This window comes from Leptothrix mechoopdaensis (SeqCode) (assembly GCF_053893855.1).
This window is the reverse complement of the sequence record NZ_CM132699.1, coordinates 1885089-1905049: the sequence shown is the minus strand read 5'-3', so window position 1 is coordinate 1905049 and position 19961 is coordinate 1885089. Positions and strand designations below refer to the sequence as shown.

The 19961-nt window shown below is 70.3% G+C and carries 21 protein-coding genes; 11 read left to right on the top strand and 10 right to left on the bottom strand.

From position 1 onward, the window contains the following. Positions 1-53 precede the first annotated feature (53 nt). From ACWA7K_RS08455 to pedF, 9 genes are all read right to left on the bottom strand, one after another. Positions 54-1811 (bottom strand): TRAP transporter large permease, encoded by a 1758-nt coding sequence (locus ACWA7K_RS08455; RefSeq protein WP_456167509.1) that lies wholly within the window; start codon positions 1809-1811, stop codon positions 54-56. Continuing rightward, the gene (locus tag ACWA7K_RS08450; RefSeq protein ID WP_456167507.1) at positions 1808-2401 is read right to left on the bottom strand and encodes a TRAP transporter small permease subunit; all 594 of its coding nucleotides are present in this window, start codon (positions 2399-2401) and stop codon (positions 1808-1810) included. The genes ACWA7K_RS08455 and ACWA7K_RS08450 overlap by 4 nt, the downstream gene beginning before the upstream one ends. A 179-nt stretch (positions 2402-2580) precedes the next feature. Next, positions 2581-3216, bottom strand: a complete 636-nt coding sequence (locus ACWA7K_RS08445; protein ID WP_456167505.1) for a response regulator transcription factor — start codon at positions 3214-3216, stop codon at positions 2581-2583. Then, positions 3194-4702 (bottom strand): cache domain-containing protein, encoded by a 1509-nt coding sequence (locus ACWA7K_RS08440; protein ID WP_456167503.1) that lies wholly within the window; start codon positions 4700-4702, stop codon positions 3194-3196. The genes ACWA7K_RS08445 and ACWA7K_RS08440 overlap by 23 nt, the downstream gene beginning before the upstream one ends. Positions 4703-4747: 45 nt before the next feature. Then, positions 4748-5101 (bottom strand): TIGR01244 family sulfur transferase, encoded by a 354-nt coding sequence (locus tag ACWA7K_RS08435; RefSeq protein ID WP_456167501.1) that lies wholly within the window; start codon positions 5099-5101, stop codon positions 4748-4750. A gap of 47 nt (positions 5102-5148) precedes the next feature. Further along, a complete protein-coding gene (locus tag ACWA7K_RS08430; RefSeq protein ID WP_456167499.1) occupies positions 5149-5595 on the bottom strand; it encodes a GatB/YqeY domain-containing protein in 447 nt (148 codons plus the stop codon). 124 nt (positions 5596-5719) lie between these two features. After that, positions 5720-5932: a 30S ribosomal protein S21 gene (rpsU, locus tag ACWA7K_RS08425; RefSeq protein WP_012346814.1), complete on the bottom strand. Its 213-nt coding sequence runs from the start codon at positions 5930-5932 to the stop codon at positions 5720-5722. A gap of 255 nt (positions 5933-6187) precedes the next feature. After that, positions 6188-7054, bottom strand: a complete 867-nt coding sequence (locus ACWA7K_RS08420; protein ID WP_456167497.1) for an ABC transporter substrate-binding protein — start codon at positions 7052-7054, stop codon at positions 6188-6190. 126 nt (positions 7055-7180) lie between these two features. Next, entirely contained in the window at positions 7181-7678 is a 498-nt protein-coding gene (pedF, locus tag ACWA7K_RS08415; protein WP_456167495.1) for a cytochrome c-550 PedF, read from the bottom strand. A 291-nt stretch (positions 7679-7969) separates the two neighbouring features. On the opposite strand from pedF, the gene ACWA7K_RS08410 reads away from it, so the two are divergent. After that, complete coding sequence (locus ACWA7K_RS08410) at positions 7970-10195, top strand: sigma-54-dependent Fis family transcriptional regulator (protein WP_456167493.1); 2226 nt, start codon at positions 7970-7972, stop codon at positions 10193-10195. 34 nt (positions 10196-10229) lie between these two features. Here the strand turns inward: ACWA7K_RS08410 and ACWA7K_RS08405 are convergent, their stop codons facing one another. Continuing rightward, a complete protein-coding gene (locus ACWA7K_RS08405; RefSeq protein ID WP_456167491.1) occupies positions 10230-11294 on the bottom strand; it encodes a hypothetical protein in 1065 nt (354 codons plus the stop codon). Positions 11295-11544: 250 nt separating this feature from the next. On the opposite strand from ACWA7K_RS08405, the gene ACWA7K_RS08400 reads away from it, so the two are divergent. The 10 genes from ACWA7K_RS08400 to ACWA7K_RS08355 are packed head-to-tail and all read left to right on the top strand — an operon-like array spanning position 11545 to position 19961. Then, on the top strand, positions 11545-12513 hold the full coding sequence (locus tag ACWA7K_RS08400; protein ID WP_456167489.1) for an MBL fold metallo-hydrolase: 969 nt from the start codon (positions 11545-11547) through the stop codon (positions 12511-12513). Next, positions 12513-13250: an ATP-binding cassette domain-containing protein gene (locus ACWA7K_RS08395; RefSeq protein WP_456167487.1), complete on the top strand. Its 738-nt coding sequence runs from the start codon at positions 12513-12515 to the stop codon at positions 13248-13250. Before ACWA7K_RS08400 ends, ACWA7K_RS08395 begins: the two co-directional genes overlap by 1 nt. Positions 13251-13305: 55 nt before the next feature. Next, a complete protein-coding gene (locus ACWA7K_RS08390; protein ID WP_456167485.1) occupies positions 13306-14307 on the top strand; it encodes a PQQ-dependent catabolism-associated beta-propeller protein in 1002 nt (333 codons plus the stop codon). Positions 14308-14318: 11 nt separating this feature from the next. After that, entirely contained in the window at positions 14319-15488 is a 1170-nt protein-coding gene (locus tag ACWA7K_RS08385; RefSeq protein WP_456167483.1) for an ABC transporter substrate-binding protein, read from the top strand. After that, positions 15485-16333 carry an ABC transporter permease gene (locus ACWA7K_RS08380; RefSeq protein ID WP_456167481.1) on the top strand — a complete coding sequence of 283 codons (849 nt, stop codon included), beginning with the start codon at positions 15485-15487 and terminating at the stop codon, positions 16331-16333. Before ACWA7K_RS08385 ends, ACWA7K_RS08380 begins: the two co-directional genes overlap by 4 nt. 1 nt (position 16334) lies before the next feature. Then, the gene (locus tag ACWA7K_RS08375; protein ID WP_456167479.1) at positions 16335-17036 is read left to right on the top strand and encodes a hypothetical protein; all 702 of its coding nucleotides are present in this window, start codon (positions 16335-16337) and stop codon (positions 17034-17036) included. Between the two features lie 3 nt (positions 17037-17039). Beyond that, entirely contained in the window at positions 17040-17654 is a 615-nt protein-coding gene (locus ACWA7K_RS08370; RefSeq protein ID WP_456167477.1) for a hypothetical protein, read from the top strand. A 51-nt stretch (positions 17655-17705) separates the two neighbouring features. Beyond that, on the top strand, positions 17706-18200 hold the full coding sequence (locus ACWA7K_RS08365) for a hypothetical protein (RefSeq protein ID WP_456167475.1): 495 nt from the start codon (positions 17706-17708) through the stop codon (positions 18198-18200). A gap of 1 nt (position 18201) precedes the next feature. Continuing rightward, on the top strand, positions 18202-18969 hold the full coding sequence (locus tag ACWA7K_RS08360) for a hypothetical protein (RefSeq protein WP_456167473.1): 768 nt from the start codon (positions 18202-18204) through the stop codon (positions 18967-18969). Continuing rightward, a complete protein-coding gene (locus tag ACWA7K_RS08355) occupies positions 18960-19961 on the top strand; it encodes a tripartite tricarboxylate transporter substrate binding protein (protein WP_456167471.1) in 1002 nt (333 codons plus the stop codon). Before ACWA7K_RS08360 ends, ACWA7K_RS08355 begins: the two co-directional genes overlap by 10 nt.

Here is a 19961-nt window from a genome sequence, read left to right as displayed (position 1 = left end):
CGCCGCCTGGGTCCGGTCAGGGCCGGAGGGCGTCAGGATGCGTGGTCAGCGCCTCACTTCTTGGCGTCGTCCTTGGCGGCGTCCTTGAACACGGCCATCGGGTCTTCCTCGGCCTGACCGCCGGCCGATGCGGCACCGGCCTCGCTGGCAGCGCCACCCTGTTCGAACAGCTTGGATGGGTCGAGCTCGGTGTTGCTGTCGTTGGCCTGGATCTCGATCTGGACGTCGTCGACGTTCATCTCGGTCTTCTTCTCCAGGCCGCCCGACACCAGGGTCGGGAAGGCGATGATCAGGCCGACCATGATGATCTGGATGCACACGAAGGGCACCGATCCCCAGTAGATCTGGCCGGTCGTGACCTTCGGGATGGTCTTGCCGGTGACGCGGTCCTTGTAGTCGTCGGTCGGGGCCACGCTGCGCAGGTAGAACAGCGCGAAGCCGAACGGCGGGTGCATGAAGGAGGTCTGCATGTTGACCGCCAGCAGCACGCCGAACCAGACCAGGTCGATGCCCAGCTTCTCGGCCACGGGGCCCAGCAGCGGCACGACGATGAAGCTCAGCTCGAAGAAGTCGAGGAAGAACGCCAGCACGAAGACCAGCACGTTCACCACGATCAGGAAGCCGAGCTGGCCGCCGGGCAGGCTGGTCAGCAGGTGCTCGACCCACTTCGGGCCGTCGACGGCCTGGAAGCTCAGGCTGAAGACGGTCGAGCCGATCAGGATGAAGACCACGAAGGTCGACAGCTTCATCGTCGAGTCCATCGCCTGGCGCAGCAGGGCCATGCTCAGGCGGCGGCGGCTCAGCGCCATCGCCAGCGCGCCCACGGCGCCCATCGCGCCGCCTTCGGTCGGCGTGGCGATGCCCAGGAAGATCGTGCCCAGCACCAGGAAGATCAGGCCCAGCGGCGGGATCAGCACGAAGGTGACACGTTCGGCCATCTTCGACAGCAGCTTCAGGCCGGTCACCTTGTTGATGACCGCCAGCACGAAGGCGACGCCGACGCCGACGCACATCGACACGACGATCATCTCGTCGGTCGGCGTGCCTTCCGGGCGGGTCTTGGCGAACGCGATGGCCAGGCCGACCGACAGCAGCGTCAGCAGGCCCAGGGAGGGCAGGCCGGAGCTGCCGTTCGGCTCGCGGAAGACACGTGCCTCGGGCGGCAGGGCGGGCGCCCAGGTCGGACGCCACAGCGTCACCAGCAGCACATAGCCGACGTAGAGCGCGGTCAGCACGAAGCCGGGGATGAAGGCGCCCTTGTACAGGTCGCCCACGCTGCGGCCGAGCTGGTCGGCCATGATGATCAGCACCAGCGACGGCGGGATGATCTGCGCCAGCGTGCCCGAGGCGGCGATGACGCCGCTGGCCAGTCGCCGGTCATAGCCGTAGCGCAGCATGATCGGCAGCGAGATCAGGCCCATCGAGATGACCGAGGCGGCCACCACGCCGGTGGTCGCGGCGAGCATCGCGCCGACCAGGATCACCGCGTAGGCCAGGCCGCCGCGGATCGGGCCGAACAGCTGGCCGATGGTGTCGAGCAGATCCTCGGCCATGCCCGAGCGTTCGAGGATCAGGCCCATGAAGGTGAAGAACGGGATCGCCAGCAGCGTGTCGTTCTGCATGATCCCGAAGATGCGCAGCGGCAGCGCCTGCATCAGCGAGGCCGGCAGCATGCCCATCTCGATGCCGATGAAGCCGAACAGCAGGCCGCAGGCACCGAGTGAGAACGCCACCGAATAGCCCATCAGCAGGAAGCAGATGAGGCCCAGGAACATGATCGGCGCCATGTTGGCGGACAGGAACTCCATCATTTGGACGCTCCTTCAGTCTGGGCGCGGATGGCCTCGGCCAGTTCTTCCTCGGCCGACTTGACGCCCTTCTTCTCGGTCGGATCGTCGATCAGGCCCTTCAGGAAGGCGACCCGCTTGATCAGCTCGGAGACGCCCTGCAGGCCCAGCAGCACGAAGCCGGCGGGCACCAGCGCATAGGCCGGCCAGCGGATCAGGCCACCGGCGTTCGAGGACATCTCGCCGGACAGGAAGGCCTTGATGACCAGCGGCGTCACGAGGTCGACGACCACGATCACCAGCGGGAACAGGAAGACGACGATGCCGAAGATCTCGACCTTCATCTGCGTGGGCTTGCTGAAGCGGCTCAGGATGACGTCGATCTTGACGTGCTCCTGGCGCAGCATGGTGTAGCCCGCCGCGAGCAGGAAGCTGGCGGCGAACAGGTACCACTGGATTTCGAGGAAGGCGTTGGAGCTGTTGTTGAAGGCCTTGCGCACCACCGCGTTGAGCGCGGAGACGAGCACGGCCACCAGCACCAGCCACGCCACCCAGCGTCCGACGAGCTCGTTGAGCGCGTCGATCCGCCTGGACAGTTGCAGCAGGGCAGTCAAGGAGAAACCTCCGGGTAGGACAGTGAAAGAAATCGGTGCGGACAGGTGTCCCGCGGGCGCTGTCGGCCAGGCAGGGTCAGCCCGGTCTGCGCGGGCCGTATGACACTCGAAAACCCTGAGTCGGCGAATTGGGTCTTACGACTACGCGGCACTACGCAGGGCGATGCGCCCTCGCGGCGTCAGCTGCCGGTGTCGTCACCGACCGTGCGGCAGCGTTCGACGGCATAGCGGATCAGCTCGGCCTGGCCGGCGATGCGCAGCTTGCGGCGGATGTTCTGGCGGTGCGTCTCGACGGTGCGCACGCTCAGGTCGAACTGCGCGGCGATCTGCTTGCTCGACAGGCCGCGCGCCAGCGAGGCGAGGATCTCGCTCTCGCGTTCGGACAGCAGCGGCCGGGCCGACTCGTCGGCCGGCACGACCGGGCGGCGCGTCAGCTCGCTGGCCAGGTAGCTGCCGCCGGCGGCGATGGCCTCGATGGCCGCGAAGATCTCGCTCGACGGACCGTCCTTCAGCACATAGCCGCGGGCGCCGGCCTGCAGGGCCTGGTGCACGTACTCGGGGTTGTCGTACATGCTGAGCATCAGCACGGCCAGGCCCGGGTGGCGGCGCAGCAGTTCGGCGGTCAGCACGATGCCGTTGGTCTGGCGGATGCCGATGTCCATCAGCACCAGGTCGGGTTGCAGTTCGGCGATGCGCGCCAGGGCCTCGTCGGCCTGGGACGCTTCGCCGACCACCTGCAGCGCGGGCTGGCTGGCGAGCAGGGCGCGCACGCCCTCGCGCACCAGCGCGTGGTCATCGACCAGGACGATGCGCATCGGCGGGCCTCGGCTCGGACAGGTTCATCGGTACGGTGGCAGGCGGCGTGCCGACCTGCTGGCTGAAGCGCCGGATCGCCTCGCGCGGCACGTCGGCGACGACACGGGTCGCGCCGGGCCGCGACTGCATGCGCAGCCGGCCGCCGATCGAAGCCAGCCGCTCGTGCATGTTGCGCAGGCCGATGCCGCGGCGCGGGTCGTCGCGCAGGGCCTCGGCGTCGTAGCCGATGCCGTCGTCCTGCACCGTCAGGCGCAGGCCGCTGGCGCTGCTGACCAGGCGCAGGTCGACCCGGCTGGCGCGGGCGTGGCGCTGGATGTTGGTCAGGGCTTCCTGGGTGACGCGGAACAGCACGGTCTTGATCTCGTCGGGCAGGTCGATCGCGGTGCCGCGCTCGCGCAGGAAGAAGGCCAGGTCGGCGTGTTCGGCGAACTCCTCGCCGAGGTGGCGCAGCGCCGCCGGCAGGCCGAAGGTGTCGAGCAGCGGCGGGCGCAGCCGGTGCGACAGGTGGCGGATCTCGCCGAGTGCCTCCTCGATGCGGTCGCGTGCCTTGTCCAGCGTCGGCGGCGTCTGGCCGGGGCCGAGCCGGCGCAGCTGGCCGATCGCGCTGTCCATCAGCAGCTTGATCGACACCAGCGTCTGGCCGGTGCCGTCGTGCAGCTCACGCGACAGGTGGGCGCGTTCGGCCTCCTGCGACTGCACGACCTGGCGCGCCATCAGCTGCAGCTGGGCATCGGCCGCGCGCGCGCCGTTGAGGTTGAGCACCAGCGCGCAGCCGCCGACCAGCGTGATGCCGAGCAGCGCGATCGCGGTGATCCAGGCCATCGTGGTCCAGATGTTCTGGTGGGCCCGCTGCTCCAGCTCGCGCAGGGTCGCGTCGATGTCGTCGAGGTAGAGGCCCGAACCCATCATCCAGCCCCAGCGCGGCAGGCCGACGACATAACCGAGCTTGGGCACTTCCTGGCGCAGGCTGGGCTTGTTCCAGACGTACTGGAAGAAGCCGCTGCCCTCGCGCGCCTTGGCGATCAGCGCCTGGACGACCGGGCGGCCGTCGCGGTCGCGGATCTCCCAGAGGTTCTGGCCTTCCAGCTCGGGCTGCGGCGGCAGCACCAGGCAGATGCCCTGGAAGTCGTAGGCGAAGAAGTACTGGTCGCCGCCGCCGTTGTCGAGCGAACGCAGCAGGCGCTGGGCCTCGACCTTGATGATGTCGTCGTCGCGGCCGGTGTCGTAGAGCGGCTGGATGACGCTGAGCGCCAGGTCGACCGAGCGCTTGAGCTCGGCGCGCTTGCTCGACAGGTAGGCGGTCTGGACGAGGTCACGCTCGCTGCTGGCGAGTTCCTCGGTCTGGTGGCGCACCGCCAGCGCGATCAGCAGCAGCGAGGCCAGCAGCGGCAGCACCGCCAGCAGCAGCAGCTGGCGTCGCAGTGCACGCAGGCCGCGCGACTCGGTCGGGGCGGCCGCGTTCCGGGCAGGCGCGCTGGGGTTCATGCGCGGCGTTCCGTGGCGTGGCGGGGGGAAGCCGGCCCGCCAGGCTCAACCGAGCTCGCAGGCCTGGACGTAGAGCTTGGTCGAACGCGCACCGCTGCGGCAGAACGCCAGCACCGGGGCGGGCAGCGTGTCGATCAGGCGGCGGAACTCGGCGATCTCCTCGGGCGACTGGTAGACGCCCGAGACCGGCAGGTGGGCGTACTGCAGGCCGGCGGCCAGGGCGGCAGCCTCGATCTGCGCGCTGGTCGGCTGCTCCGGGCCGCCTTCGAAGTCGGGGCGGTTGTTGATCACCGAGCGGAAGCCGGCGGCGGCGGCGGCGGCCATCGCGTCGGGCATCAGTTGCGGGGCCACCGAGATGTTCGCGTTCAGCGGCTGGGCGGGCAGCAGGGGAGCGTTCATGGCGTGTCGTTCCTGAGGAGGTTTCGCGGGCGGTAGAGTTTCCAGGATCAGGGCTGCAGCGCGCGCTTGACGGCGGCCGAGACCAGACCCATGTCGGCGTTGCCGGCCAGCTTCTGCTTGACCGCGCCCATCACCTTGCCCATGTCGCCCGGGCCCTTGGCGCCCAGCTCGGTGACGATGGCGCGCACGGCGGCGTCGATCTCGTCGGCGCTCAGGCGGGCCGGCAGGTAGGCCTCCAGCACGAGCAGCTCGGCACTTTCCTTGGCGACCAGGTCATCGCGGCCGGCGGCGCCGAACTGCGAGATGGAATCCTTGCGCTGCTTGATGAGCTTGTCGACGATGGCGATCACCATCGCGTCGTCCAGCACCACACGTTCGTCGACTTCCTTCTGCTTGAGCGCCGCCAGCAGCAGGCGGATGGTGCCCAGGCGGTCGGCTTCCTTGGCGCGCATGGCGGCCTTCATGTCGTCGGTGATGCGGTCCTTGAGGCTCATGGCAGGTCTCGGCTGGTCGTGGCGAAGAAGAGTGTCGGAAATGAAAAAGCCCACACGGCGTCCCGCGTGGGCTCATTCGTTCGGCTGACGGGCTTCATGCACCCGGCTCAGCCGCGCGGGGCGATCAGTACAGCTTCTTGGGGAGCTGCATCGAACGCACGCGCTTGTAGTGGCGCTTGACGGCCGCAGCCTTCTTGCGCTTGCGCTCGGCGGTGGGCTTCTCGTAGAACTCGCGGGCGCGCAGTTCGGTCAGCAGGCCGAGCTTCTCGATGGTGCGCTTGAAGCGGCGCAGGGCCACGTCGAACGGCTCGTTTTCCTTGACACGGATGGTCGTCATGAACTGAAGGATCCTTCGGTTATGCCCTCGGTGGTCGGTGTCGTGATGGGGTTCCGCGCGGAGCGGTCCAAGCCGGGTAGTCCCCGGTCCGGACCGACAACCCTCTGATCACCAACTCGATCAGGCCTATTGCAGCAAAGACCGAAATTATAGACAAAGTTTTCGGATGCTGGTCGAGCGCTGCCACACAAAAATCTCCGGACGCCCGGGCGCGAGTACTGCATCGCCCGATCCGCGAATACCGCCGAAGGGGCGTCAGACCTTTTGCCAGGCCAGGCCGCCGCTGGCGAATATCTCGCGCAGCTTGCCCTGTTCGGCGAGATCGTTGAGCGTGCCCTGCAGCGCGCGCGCCAGGTCGCCGGCGCTGCGCTTGACGGCCATGCCGACGGCCCAGCCGTCGCGCGGCGCACGCGGGATCGGCAGCGGCGTGATGGCGTAGCGCGGGTCGTCGCGCAGCACCGATTCCAGCTCCGAGCGCAGGCCCGCCGCCACCGGCACCTCGCCCTTGCGCAGCAGCTGGGCCGCGTCGACGCCCGAGGGCAGGTCGGTGACGAGCTGCTCGCGCAGCCGGCCGTTCTCGGCGCCGATCATCAGCCAGCCGGCCAGCGACAGGCCGGGCACCGCGATGCGGCGGTTCTTCAGGTCGTCGAGTCCGTCGAGCTTCGGGACGACGCTCAGGTCGCGGGCGATCACGACGCGTTCACGCCAGTAGGGTCCGAAGATCTCGACCTGCGGGCTCGAATCGATCAGCGGCCGGTCCACCGGCACGTGCAGCAGCACGTCGGCAGGGCCCCAGCCCAGGTAGTGACCGCGCCAGACCATGTTGCGCAGGTCGTCGGACATGTTCTCGCCCGCCGTGAACGGCAGGACCGAGGTCTGCACGCCCAGGCCGCCGGCCAGCGCCCGCGCCAGTTCGACCTCGATCCCCTTGCCGTCGACATGGAAGGGCGGCAGTTCCTGGTAGACGCCGACGATCAGGCGACCGCGGGCGCGCACCTTCTCCAGCGCCGAGGCGCCGTCGGCCGCCTGGGCGAGCACGGAAGTGGCGGTGCCGCCGGCGCCGAGCGCGACGGCCAGGGAAGCCAGGGATGAGCCCTGGCGCAGGAATCGACGACGGTTCATGGCTTGTCTCTCGGTTCGGACGCCGTGTGGCGGCGTCTCGTGGTGGGCAGGAACGACAACGGCGCCATGGGGCGCCGAAGGGGGGAAATCGGTCAGGTGCTCAGCTGCCGATCCGCTCGGAGCGGATCAGAGCGGCTTCTCGCGACGGGTCTCGAGGTAGGCCTTGATCGACCAGACGGCTTCCTGCGACAGGATGCCCTCGAACGGCGGCATGTAGACCGCGCCGTTGCGGACCTTGCCACGGCGGACGCTGCCGCTGAAGTAGTCGTCGATCTCGCGCACGCAGGCGGCCTTGCGGCGTGCGTCCTTGGCGTTGGCGCAGTCGTTGTCGAGCTTGCGCAGGTCGGGCGCGATGCCGCCGGAGATGGCTTCCAGGCCGTGGCAGCGGGCGCAGTTCTGGTTGTAGGCCGAGCTGCCGATGGCGACCGCCTTGTCGTTGCCGCGGTAGGGGTTGTCGGGCAGCCAGTCGGCGCCGAGCTGCGGCAGGCTGCTGGTGTCGACCGCCTGGGGCGTGACGTCACCGTGGGCGACGGCCCAGGTGCTGAGGCCGGCCAGGCCGGCGAAGGCGAGGGCGGCGAGGGTGCGGGCGACGGGGCGCAGGGTCAGGGAGCGGGGCATCGGCATGTCTCCAGGATCGTTGAGGATGGGTGCTTGGACGGCATGTCTGCAATGCCCGTGCCAACGGCTTCCAGCGCGTCCGCCCGGGGACTCCGGCCGCCTGCTTGAGGGGTTGTCCGGGTGTCCTGTTGCGAGCTGGCGCGGATGGGACAGGGGTGGCCGGGTGACAACCCGGTGTCCCGTTCGAGGTGTTCCATCGTGTGACACCCTCGGGACAGTCCCGGGTGGCGGGACGTGTCACGCTCCACGATCCTTCGGCCCGCGTCGTCACCGTCCCATCTTCCTGAGGAGCCCTGCATGTCCACGAGTTACCTGCCGCCGATCGGCAGCGCACGCGCCCGACTGCAGGCGGACGAACCCCGCCGCCCGATCGCCTCGGCGCTGCAACTGCCCGAGGAACACGTCGAGCGCATCGACCAGTCGCACGAGCGTTGCCAGGCGCTCGGCCTGTCGCGCATCGAGCGGCCCGACTTCTCGCCGCTCGGCCGCACCGACCTGTCGGTGGTGCGCGAGCGCAACCACCGCCTCTACACCCATGCCGCGCCGGTGATGGAGATGCTGCACGACCAGATCGTCGAGTCGCAGAGCATGGTGGTGCTGACCGACGCGACCGGCGTGATCCTGCATTCGATCGGCGTCGACGACTTCCTCAGCCGTGCCTCCAAGGTGGCGCTGGCGCCGGGCGCCAATTGGTCCGAGCAGTACAAGGGCACCAACGCGGTCGGCACCGCGCTGATCGAGGAACGCCCGGTGCTGGTCCACGCCGACGAGCACTACCTGCACGCCAACCATTTCCTGACCTGCTCGGCCGCGCCCATCCTTGACCCGCGCGGCAACATCCTGGGCGTGCTCGACGTCTCGGGCGATCACCGCGGCTACCACCAGCACACGATGGGGCTGGTCAAGATGAGCGCGCGGATGATCGAGAACCACTGGCTCACCGACGACTACCGCAACGTCATGCGCCTGCACTTCCACAGCCGCGTCGAGTTCATCGGCACGCTGATGGAGGGCATCGTCGCCGTCAGCCAGGACGGCAAGCTCGTGGGCGCCAACCGTGGCGCGCTGGAGCAGCTGGGCCTGAGCGGCGCGGCGCTGCGCATGCACTCGCTGAGCACGCTGTTCGGCACGACGGTGGCCGCGCTGGTCGACCGCTTCCGTTCGCCGCTGGCCACGCCGCTGCCGCTGGAGACCAACAACGGCCGCCAGTTCCACGTCTACGCGCGCTTCAACTGGCCGGTCTGGCAGAGCTTCGACACGATGCTGCGCGAGCAGACTGGCGAGCCGGCCTCGGCGGGTGATGCGGCCCCTGCGGCCAGTCATTCCGCAACCGCCGCCGATGCGGCGAACACGTCCGGCGCGACCGGTCAGCCGGCATCGGCCGCGGTCCAGCCGTCGACTTCGGGCGGGACCGCCCAGCGCGAAGGCCTGGCCCGCCTGGCGACCGGCGACGCCCAGGTCGGGGCGCTGCTCGACAAGATCCGGCGAGTGCTCAACCGCGACATCCCGATCCTCGTGCTGGGCGAGACCGGCACCGGCAAGGAACTGCTGGCACGAGCGATCCACCAGGATTCGGACCGCGCCAAGCAGCCCTTCGTGGCGGTCAACTGCGCGTCGATCCCTGACACGCTGATCGAGGCCGAGCTGTTCGGCTACGAGGAAGGCGCCTTCACCGGTGCGCGCCGCAAGGGCGCCGTTGGCAAGATCGTCCAGGCCAATGGCGGCACGCTGTTCCTCGACGAGATCGGCGACATGCCGATCGCCCTTCAGGCCCACCTGCTGCGGGTGCTGCAGGAGCGCCAGGTGACACCGCTGGGCAGCGCCAAGTCGGTGGCGGTCGACGTGATGCTGGTCTGCGCGACCCACCGCAACCTGCGCGAGATGATCGAGCAGAAGACCTTCCGCGAGGACCTCTACTACCGCCTGAACGGTCTGGCCGTGCGCCTGCCGCCGCTGCGTGAACGCAGCGACCTGATGCCGCTGGTCGAGCGCATCCTCGAACGCGAATGCGGCCGCAACGCGCCCACGCTCAGCACCGAGGTCGTGCGCCTGTTCCAGGCCTATGCCTGGCCCGGCAACGTGCGCCAGCTGTTCAACGTGCTGCGCACCGCCTGCGTGATGGCGGCGGGTGAACGGGTGATCACGCGCGACCACCTGTCCGACGACTTCATCGAGGACGCGCGCCGCGCGCTCGACGAACGCCAGGCCCGCCAGGCCGTGCAGCCGGAGCCGGCGAGCGAGCCCGCGCCGGCCACGGCCAACGCGGCGAGCGCGCCGTTCCAGCCCGCCACTTCGCGGGCCGCCTCCGGCGATGCGTCCTCGCTGTCCTCGGCCACCTTGCCGCCGGGGGTCGGGCGTGGCATGCCGGTCGAGTCCACGCCGCGCTCGCTGGAGGACATCGAGCTGATGTCGATCCGCACGGCGGTGGAGGCGGCCGGCGGCAACATCTCGGTGGCGGCCAAGCAGCTGGGCATCAGCCGCAACACCATCTACCGCAAGCTGCGCTGGAACAAGCCGGCCTGATGTCCGGGATGCGTGTTGCGCGCCAGTTGCGCGATCAGCGGCCTTCCGGGCGGCTGGCAGGGGCCGCGTCGAAGGCACGGTCCTCCAGCTCGCGCCAGGCCCGCTGCCAGTTCAGCGCGTGGCGTTCGCTGCGGGTGAAGCGCGCGTCCACGCCCGGCAACTGCGCCGGGGCGGGTTCGGTCTCGCCGATGCCAGCGGACTGCGCGGCGCTCACGGCCTCGCGCAGGGCCTGCCAGTACGCGGCCTGCGCGTCCGGCGTCGCCAGCCGGTCGACAGGCCCCTGTTCGGGCAGCCAGCGCGGCGGTCGCCGGGGTGTGGCCGACGACAGGGCGGAGGCGATCTGCTGCAGCTGCGCGGTGCCGGCCTCGATGCCGTCGAGCGTGGCGTCGCGCAGGTCGGGTGCGCCGTCGCTCCAGGACAGGCCGTGGGCGCTGACGATGCCGCTCGGCGCATGCGACCACAGTGTCACCGCCGTGCCCGGCGTGCGTTCGACGCGCCACCAGTGCCACGGCCCGAGCCGGCCCTGTTCACCGTCCAGCAGCCGCTGGGGGCGCGGGATCGATGGCGGCTCGCCGAGGTCGGCGGCGTGTTCACCGAGCCGCGCCTGCAGCCGTTCGCTGCAATGCGCGCAACGCTCGGCCATCGCGGCGGCGACGTCGGCGTGGGCCCACAGCCGCACCGAGGCGTCGAGTCCGGCCAGCCCCAGCACCAGCTCGGGACGTGGCCACGGCGCGATCGCGTCGGTCAGCGTCCGGCCGAAGCGGCAGCGGATGTCGGCCGACAAGGCCCTGCCGTATGCCGCGCTCGGCCCGGCGCCCACCAGCCACGTGCGAGGGCCGTCGAACAGCAGCAGCAGGTTGGAGATGGCCCCCCGGTTGCCGGCATCGGTGTCGCCGGCGGCGCCCGGCAGCAGCCACAGGTCCGGCGCGAGTGCCTGCCAGCCGGCGATGGCGGGTGCGCCGGGCGTGGCCGTGCAGGCCGGGGCGGCGACCTGGTTGGACAGGTTCACAGGTTCGGCCGCCGCGCTGCCGACGCCCAGCGTCAGGGCGCAGGCCAGCCGGGCGGCGGTGCGGCGGGTCGGGAACGGTCGGAAACGCATCGTCGACGGGGGACTGCGGGCGCGACACAGTGTCACGCACCTGTCCGGACAGCATAGGCGCAGCCGTGCGAAGCGGAACCCCCGGCCAGATCCGGTGCGCGGGCGCGGCGTCTGTGTCGCGTTGGAACAATGTTCCAGCTCGTGGTCGGGCCTTGCGGCGGCTTTGTCGGCCTCGGCCTTGGTGTTTTCCAGCAGTGCGAACGGTCGTTCGATCGACGCGCACGTCAACTTGACGCCGCGGCATGGCGGCATGTCTCTTGCTGAATATCGGGTTGACACCGCCCCGCGTGTCGGCGCCCTGGCGCTGTCGGCCGGGCGGCCGATGAACCAGGAGAGGAAGTACATCCATGCGGGGTCTGACGTGAAGCTGGTGGTGCTCAAGGGCGGCGCAGACGCCGTGCCGCTGCCCCAGCGCAGCCAGGTGGCCCACATGCCGCCCAGCCGGACAGCCGGCGCGGCGGCGCTGTCCGGCGACGGCCGTCACTGGCTGATGGTCAACGTGACGCCGGCCGTGGCCGACCAGCTCGCCACCGATGCGCGGCTGCTGCGCCATCCGGGGCTGGCCGATGCCGCCGTGCGCACCGTCGTGCTGACGGATGCGCAGATGGACCACGTCACCGGCCTGCTGAGCCTGCGCGACGGTGCGCCGATCCACCTGTTCGCCACGCCGGCCGTGTTCGAGGAACTGAGCCACACGCTGCCGGTGCTGCCGATGCTGGAGCACTACTGCGGCGTGCATTGGCACGTGATCCCGGTGGCGGGCGAATGCCGCAGCGCGGTGTTCCAGGTCGACGGCCAGCCGCAGCTCGAATTCACCGCCGTGGCGACCGACGGTCCGTTGCCGCGTCACAGCCAGCAACCATCGGGGCCGCAGGTCGGCTCGACCATCGCGCTGGCGGTGCGGGACCTCGTGACGGGTCAGCGCTTCTTCTGCGCCTCCAGCGTGGCCGGCGTCGGCGCGATGGCCGGCGAGTGGATGCGCGAGGCCGACTGCGTGCTGCTGGGTGGCAGCCCGTCGCTGCCGGCCCATGAGGCGATCCCGGCACCGCGCTGGACGCCGGACGCCGCCAACGAGCCGTGGAGTGCGCTGGAGGGCGCCCGGGCGCGGCGGCGGCTGCTGCTCGAATCGGTCGACGACGCCCAGGCGCCGGTGCGCGACCAGCTGATCGCGCGCTGGGGCCTGGAGCCGGCGGCCGACCGCATGGAGGTGGAACTCTGATGAACGCCGACAAGGCAGGGCCGATCCTGCGCATCGAACGGCTGGTCAAGCGCTATGGCGAACGGGTGGCGCTGAACGGGCTGGATCTGGTGATCCCGCCGGGCCAGCGGGTCGCCCTGCTGGGGCCCAACGGCGCCGGCAAGTCGACGCTGTTCCAGGTGCTGACAGGGCTGTTCGCGGCCGACGAGGGCGAGGTCGAGGTCGCCGGCATTGCCGTGCGGCAGTCGCCGGCCGCCGCGCTGCGCCACATCGGCGTGGTGTTCCAGCAGATGTCGCTGGACCTGGACCTGTCGGTCGAGCGCAACCTGCGTTTCCACGCCGACCTGCACGGCCTGCCGCGTGGCATCACGACCGAGCGCATCGCGCTGGGCTGTGCCGCGATGGGGCTGGGTGCCGAACTCGGCCGCACGGTGCGCGAGCTGTCGGGCGGCAACCGCCGCAAGGTCGAGCTGGTGCGCTCGCTGCTGCACCGCCCGGCGCTGGTGCTGATGGACGAGCCGACCGTCGGGCTGGATCCGAAGTCGCGCCGCGACCTGCTGGCCGCCATCCAGGCCGATGTCGCCGCACGCGGCAGCAGCGTGCTGTGGGCCACCCACCTGGTCGAGGAGGCCGAGGCCGCCGACCGCGTGGTGGTGCTGCACAAGGGCCGACTGCTGGCCGATGGCACGCCTGCCGAGGTCGCCGCCGCGCTCGGCGGCAGCCGGCTGGAGGAAGCCTTCATCCAGGCGACCACCTGATCCGATGCGGACCGCCCCTCGAAGGGCGGCCGGTTCCACAACGAAGGAGACAACGATGGACCTCACCCGACCCGAATCGACCGGCGGCCTGCGCCGCCTGGCCGCCGCCACGCTGATCGCGCTGGGCGCCACCTGCGCGGCCGGCGCGCACGCCCAGGGCGTCGCCTACGTGTCCAGCGAGAAGGACAACACGCTGACGGTGCTCGACCTGAAGACGATGGCCGTGACCGGCACCGTGCCGACCTGCAAGCGCCCGCGCCACCTGCGCCTGATGCCCGACGGCAAGCAGCTGATGACGGCTTGCGGCGACTCCGGCCAGGCCGACGTCATCGACCTGGCGACCCGGCAGTCGGTCAAGAAGGTACCGATGGGCGAGGACCCGGAGGCCTTCGACCTGTCGCCCGACGGCAAGACGCTCTACGTCTCCAGCGAGGAAGATGGCGCGCTGACCATCATCGACATCGCCAGCGGCAAGCAGAAGCAGGTCGAGGTCGGCAAGGAGCCCGAGGGTGTCAAGGTCAGCCATGACGGCAAGCTGGTCTACGTGACCTCCGAGGTCGCCAGCCTGGTCCACGTCATCGACACCGCGACGCAGAAGGTCGTCAAGAACATCAAGGTCGGCAAGCGGCCGCGCCGCTTCGGCCTGACGCCCGACGGCTCGCAGCTGTGGGTCACCAACGAGCTGGGCGCCAGCGTCAGCATCATCGACACCCGCAAGCTCGAGGTGGTCGGCACCATCAAGTTCGAGGTCAAGGGCGCCCGCGCCAGCGACATCACGCCGGTCGGCATCGAGATGAGCGCCGACGGCAAGCGCGCCTACGTGGCGCTGGGCCGTGCCAACCATGTCGCCTTCGTCGACGTGGCCGAGCGCAAGGTCACCGACCTGGTGCTGGCCGGCAAGCGCGCCTGGGGCCTGGGCCTGAACAAGGCGCAGGACCGGCTCTACGTCGTCAACGGCCTGTCCGACGACCTGACCATCGTCGACGTGCCGGCCGCCAAGGCCATCAAGACCGTGCCGGTCGGCCGCGTGCCCTACGGCGTGCTGGTGGTCGAGTGAGGGCGGGTCCGATGCGCCTGCGACCCGTGACGATCCGGCTGGCCGCGCTGGGGCTGCTGTGCGGCGCCGGCATGGTGCAGGCCGCCGCCTTCAAGGCCGTGCTGATCGCGCCGGATGACGATCCGCGACTGGACCGCAACCGCATCGAGCGGGCCTACCTCGGCCAGACCGGCGGTCCGGCGGCCGACGGCATCCGCGTCGCGCTGAAGGAAGCCGGCATGGAACTGGACGCGGCCGGCGCCTCGGTCACCTTCGAGGTCGTCAACGTCGCCGCCACGCCCGAGGCCGCCCGCGCGGCGGCCGAGAAGGCCGAGAAGGCCGGGGCGACCTTCCTGCTGACCGACCTGCCGCCGGCGGCGACGCTGGCGGTGGCCGATGCCGTCAAGCTGCCGGTCATCAACGTCGGCGACCCCAGCGACGCGCTGCGCGAGAAGGACTGCCGCGCCCGCCTGTTCCACACCCTGCCCAGCGACCGCATGCGCGCCGATGCGCTGGCGCAGACGCTGGTGGCGCAGAAGTGGATGAACGTGCTGCTGCTGACCGGCCCGACCCCGGCCGACGCACAACGCAGTGCCACCGCGCAGGCTGCCATCAAGCGTTACGGCCTGAAGCTGGCCGGCACCAAGCCGTTCAAGCTTTCGGGTGATCCGCGCGAGCGCGACCTGGCCAACCCGGCGCTGCTGACCCAGGGCAGCTACGACGTCGTCTGGGTGGTCGACAGCGACGGCGAGTTCGCCCGCAGCCTGCCCTATCGCACGGTGCTGCCGCGTCCGGTGGTCGGCGATGCCGGGCTGACGGCGGTGGCCTGGCATGCGCAGTACGAGCGCTACGGCGCGCCGCAGGTCTCGCGCCGCTTCACGCGCGACGCCAAGCGGCCGATGGGCGGCCACGAGTGGTCGGCCTGGATGGCCGGCAAGGCGATTGCCGCCGCAGCGGTCGAAGCGCCGAAGGGCCCGGCCGCCGCCGTCCACAAGGCCTTTGCCGCGCTGGAGCTGGACGGCTCCAAGGGCGTCACGATGGGCTTCCGCCCGTGGGATGGCCAGATGCGCCAGACGATGCTGATGACCGATGGCCAGGGCGTTGTCGCGGTGGCCCCGCCCGACGGCATCCTGCACCCGAAGAACAAGCTCGACACCCTGGGCGGCGACGCGCCCGAGAAGCTCTGCAAGGCACGAGGATGAGCCCGACACACGACCGGGCCAGCGCCCGGACCGGCCTGCCGCACGCGCTGCAGGCGATGTGGGCGATCGTCGCCCGCGAGCTGGCCAAGTTCCTGCGCCAGACCGGCCGGCTGGTGTCGGCGCTGGTGCGTCCGCTGCTGTGGCTGGCGGTGTTCGCGGCCGGCTTCCGCAACGTCTTCGGCGTGGCCATCGCCGAGCCCTACGACACCTACATTCCCTATGACGTCTACATCGCGCCCGGCCTGATCGGCATGGTGCTGCTGTTCAACGGCATGCAGTCCAGCCTGGCGATGGTCTACGACCGCGAGATGGGCCTGATGCGCCTGCTGCTGACGGCGCCGCTGCCGCGGCCGTGGATCCTGCTGTCCAAGCTGGTGGCGACCGCCGTGCTGTCGCTGCTGCAGGCCGGCGCCTTCGTCGTCATCGCCTGGCTGCTGGGCACCGAGCTGCCGGTCTGGGGGCCGCAGACGCCGCACGTCATCGTCGCGGCCGTCAGTGCGGCGCTGATGCTGGGCGCGCTGGGCCTGCTGCTGAGCGTGCACATCAAGCAGCTCGAGAACTTCGCCGGCACGATGAACTTCGTCATCTTCCCGATGTACTTCATGTCGACCGCGCTCTACCCGCTGTGGAAGCTGGAGGAATCGGGCGCGACCTGGGTCTACCAGATCGCCCGCTTCAACCCGTTCACGCATGCGGTGGAGTGGATGCGCTACGCGCTCTACGACAAGGACCCGGGCCTGTCACCGTGGATCGTGCTGGGCACGCTGGCCATCTGCTTCGGCGTCGCCAGCTGGGGCTATGACCCGCAGCGTGGCTTCGGTGCGCTGACCAAGCGGGGCGGTTGACATGGCGCTGTTCAAGCTCACGAACCGTCCGGCCCGGGACGGTGCCCCGGCGATCGAGCCGATCTGGCTGGAATGGCTGACGCTCGGCGGCCTGCTGGTCTTCGCGACCTGGCTGCTCGGCATGCGCGGCGTCTGGGGCCTGCTGCTGCGCTCGGATCCGACCGGGCTGACGCTGGTGATCATCGTGGTCTTCGCCGGCTCGACGCTGTGGTGCGGTGCCCGCTCGCGCGAGCTGCAACGCCAGCGCCGCCTGATGGAGCAGGCCCGCCTGCGTCCGGTCGCCGGCCTGGCCGAACACGACGCCGACGGCTGGGCCGCGAGCTACTGGGCCGCGCTGGCCGCATCCCCGCGTGACGCCGACGCGCCGCTGGACCTGCTGCTGGAACAGGCGCAGGGGCCGCACCACACCGCCTGGTGGGTCAACGGCATCCAGCTCAAGCTGGGTCTGCTGGGCAAGGTGATCGGCTTCTCGATCCTGGCCATCCAGATCGGGCAGGTGCAGAGCTTCGACCCGAACCAGACCCAGGATCTGCTGCGCACGCTGACCTCGGGCCTGGGCATCGCGCTGCTGACGACGATGGTCGGCCTGGTCGGCAACATCGTGCTGGGCCTGCAGCTGACGCGTCTGGACCGCTACGCCGACGCGCTGGTGGCCGACTGCCAGCGCATCGGCCTGCGCCTGCGCAACGGCGGCGAGGGCTGAGACATGGCCCGTTCGCGTCGAGCCCGCAGCGGCCGGGAAGCCGAGGTCGATCCGTTCTACGACATGTTGTTCAACATGCTGATCGCCTTCGTCTTCTGCTTCCTGATCGCGCTGCTGGCGATGAACCCGAAGGCGCTGAAGGCCGGCGACATCCCGGCCAAGGCCGAATACATCGTCACCGTGTCCTGGCCCGACCTGAACCCGAACGACATCGACACCTGGGTGCAGGACCCGGGCGGCAACCTGGTCTGGTTCCGCGCCCGCGAGGCCGGGCTGATGCACCTCGACCGCGACGACCGCGGCCTGGCCAACGACACCATCGTGGTCAACGGCCGCCAGGTCGTGAACCCGCTGAACCAGGAGGTGGTGACGCTGCGCGGCATCGCCGCCGGCGAGTACACCGTCAACGCGCACTACTACGACAGCAAGGACGGTCAGCCGGTCGAGGTCACGGTCAGCATCGTCAAGGTCAACCCGCGTGCCGAGGTCGTGTACTACGGCACCGTCACGCTGGCCCGCAAGGGCGACGAGGCCACCGCCGCCCGCTTCACGCTGCTGCCCGACGGCGCCGTCACCAACATCAACACGCTGCCGAAAACGTTGGTGCAGCGGCTCTGAAGCCGCTGCACGCCACCCGCCCCCGATCAGAAGAACGACTCCGAGACACGCATGACCCTCGCCCTGACCCTCACCTTCGTCGTGCTGGCCGCGCTGACCGTGCTGGCCCTGCTGTGGTCGCGCTGGCCGGGCTGGCTCAAGGGCCTGCTGGTGGCCGGCGTCGCCATCTTCTATTTCTGGGCCGACACGGCGGTGCACAACCTGTCGGGCTGGCCGACCTCCGACGCGCTGCCCGAGCGTTTCGTGCTGCTGGCCGCCGTCATCGAGGAGCCGACCAACAAGGGCCCGGGCGCGCTGTTCGTCTGGGTCCAGGCGCTGGAGGACGGCAAGCCGGTGCGCCAGCCGCGCGGCTACCAGCTGCCCTATGCGAAGGACCTGCACGCGCTGCTCAACGAAGGCATCAAGAAGTCGCGCCAGGGGGTCACGCAAATGGGCCAGGCCGAACCGAAGGCCGGCAAGAAGGGTCTGAACTGGCTCAGGCCGGGCAGCGACGAGCAGGTCGTCAAGATCCGCGACCTGCCGGCGCCCCAGCTGCCGGAGAAGTGACATGCGCCTGCCGATGCACCCCCCGCGACCGGGCCTGAGCGGCCCGCTGCGCCGCACGCTGCTGGCGGCGCTGATCGGCGCGGCGATCGTGGCCCTGGTGATGCTGTCCGGCTGCGGCCAGGGCGGCGCTGCGGCGGCGATGTTCCCGCTGGAGGGCGGCCATCGCTGGGTCTATCGCCAGACCAGCGAGTGGGAGAACAACACCGTCGAACACGACGAGGTCGTGCTGCGCAGCCTGGGTCAGGAAGACCTGCCGGGCATTGGCCGGGCCTGGCACCGGCGCAGCGAGTCCGGCGTCGACTACTGGCTGCGCAGCGACGACACCGGCATCTACCGCGTCGCCAGCAAGAACGACACGCTGCCCGACCCGGTGGCCGATCCGGCGCCGCGTTACGTGCTGCGCCAGCCGCTGGTCGTCGGCACGCAATGGCAGGCCAGCACGACGGCCTACCTGCTGCGGCGCCGGCAGGAGTTCCCGCCCGAGATCCGCCACAGCCACGCGCCGGTCGTCATGACCTACACGATCGAGGCGGTCGGCCAGACCGTCGACAGCCCGGCCGGGCGCTTCGGCCAGTGCATCAAGGTCAGCGGCACCGCGCAGATGCGGCTGTTCGCCGACCCGGTGCAGGGCTGGCGCGACATGCCGCTGACCACCGCCGAGTGGTATTGCCCCGGGCCGGGGCTGGTGCGCGTCGAGCGTGTCGAGCCGGCCAACTCGACCTTCCTGCTGGGGGGCAAGCAGACCCTGGAGCTGAACGAATGGCAATGACCCTTCGCCGCCGTCGCCTGCTGGCGTGGCTGGCGTCCTGCAGCGCCGGATCGGCCGCTGCGCTGCCGGTGGCGAGCCTGGCCCAGCCCGGCCGCTTCCCGCTGCGTCCCGTCACGCTGTGGGTGCCCTGGCCCGCCGGTGGCGCGACCGACCTGACGATGCGCCTGCTGGCCGAGCTGGCCAGCCAGAAGCTGGGTCAGCGCGTGGTGGTCGAGAACCGCTCCGGTGCCGGCGGCACGCTGGCGATGCCGGTGCTGCAGCAGGCCGCGCCCGATGGCTACACCATCGCCCAGCTGCCGCAGCCGGTGCTGCGCGCCCCGCATGTCCAGCGGGTGCTGTGGGACCCGATCCGCGACACCACCCCGATCCTGCAGCTGACGGGCGTGACCTTCGGCATCGTCGTGCAGGCTGGCAGCGAGCTGCGCAGCGTCGAGGACCTGTTCACCTGGGCCCGCCAGCGCCCCGGCGAGCTGACCGTCGCGACCAACGGCGTCGGCACCACGCCGCATGTCGTGCTGGACGACCTGTTCGGCCGCCGCAACCTGACCTACACCCACGTGCCGTACAAGGGCACGGCCGAGCAGATGCTGGCGGTGTCGTCGGGCCAGGTGATGGTCGGCGTCAACTCGAACGGCTTCGCGCCCTTCGTCGACAGCGGCAAGCTGCGCCTGCTGGCCACCTTCGGCGCCCACCGCACCCAGCGCTGGCCGCAGGTGCCGACGCTCAAGGAGCTGGGCTACGGCATCGTCGCGACCTCGCCCTATGGACTGGTCGGCCCGCGTGGCATGCCGGCGGAGGTCGTGCAGGTGCTGCACGAGGCCTTCCGTGCCGCGCTCAACGACCCGGTCCATGTGGCCGAGCTGGCCAAGTACGACCAGTCGGTCGACTACCTCGGTCCGGACGACTACGGCCGCGCGCTGCGCGAGGCCTATGCGACCGAGAAACGCACCGTCGAGCGGCTCGGGCTGAACAAGGGCGGGCAGGGCGGTTGA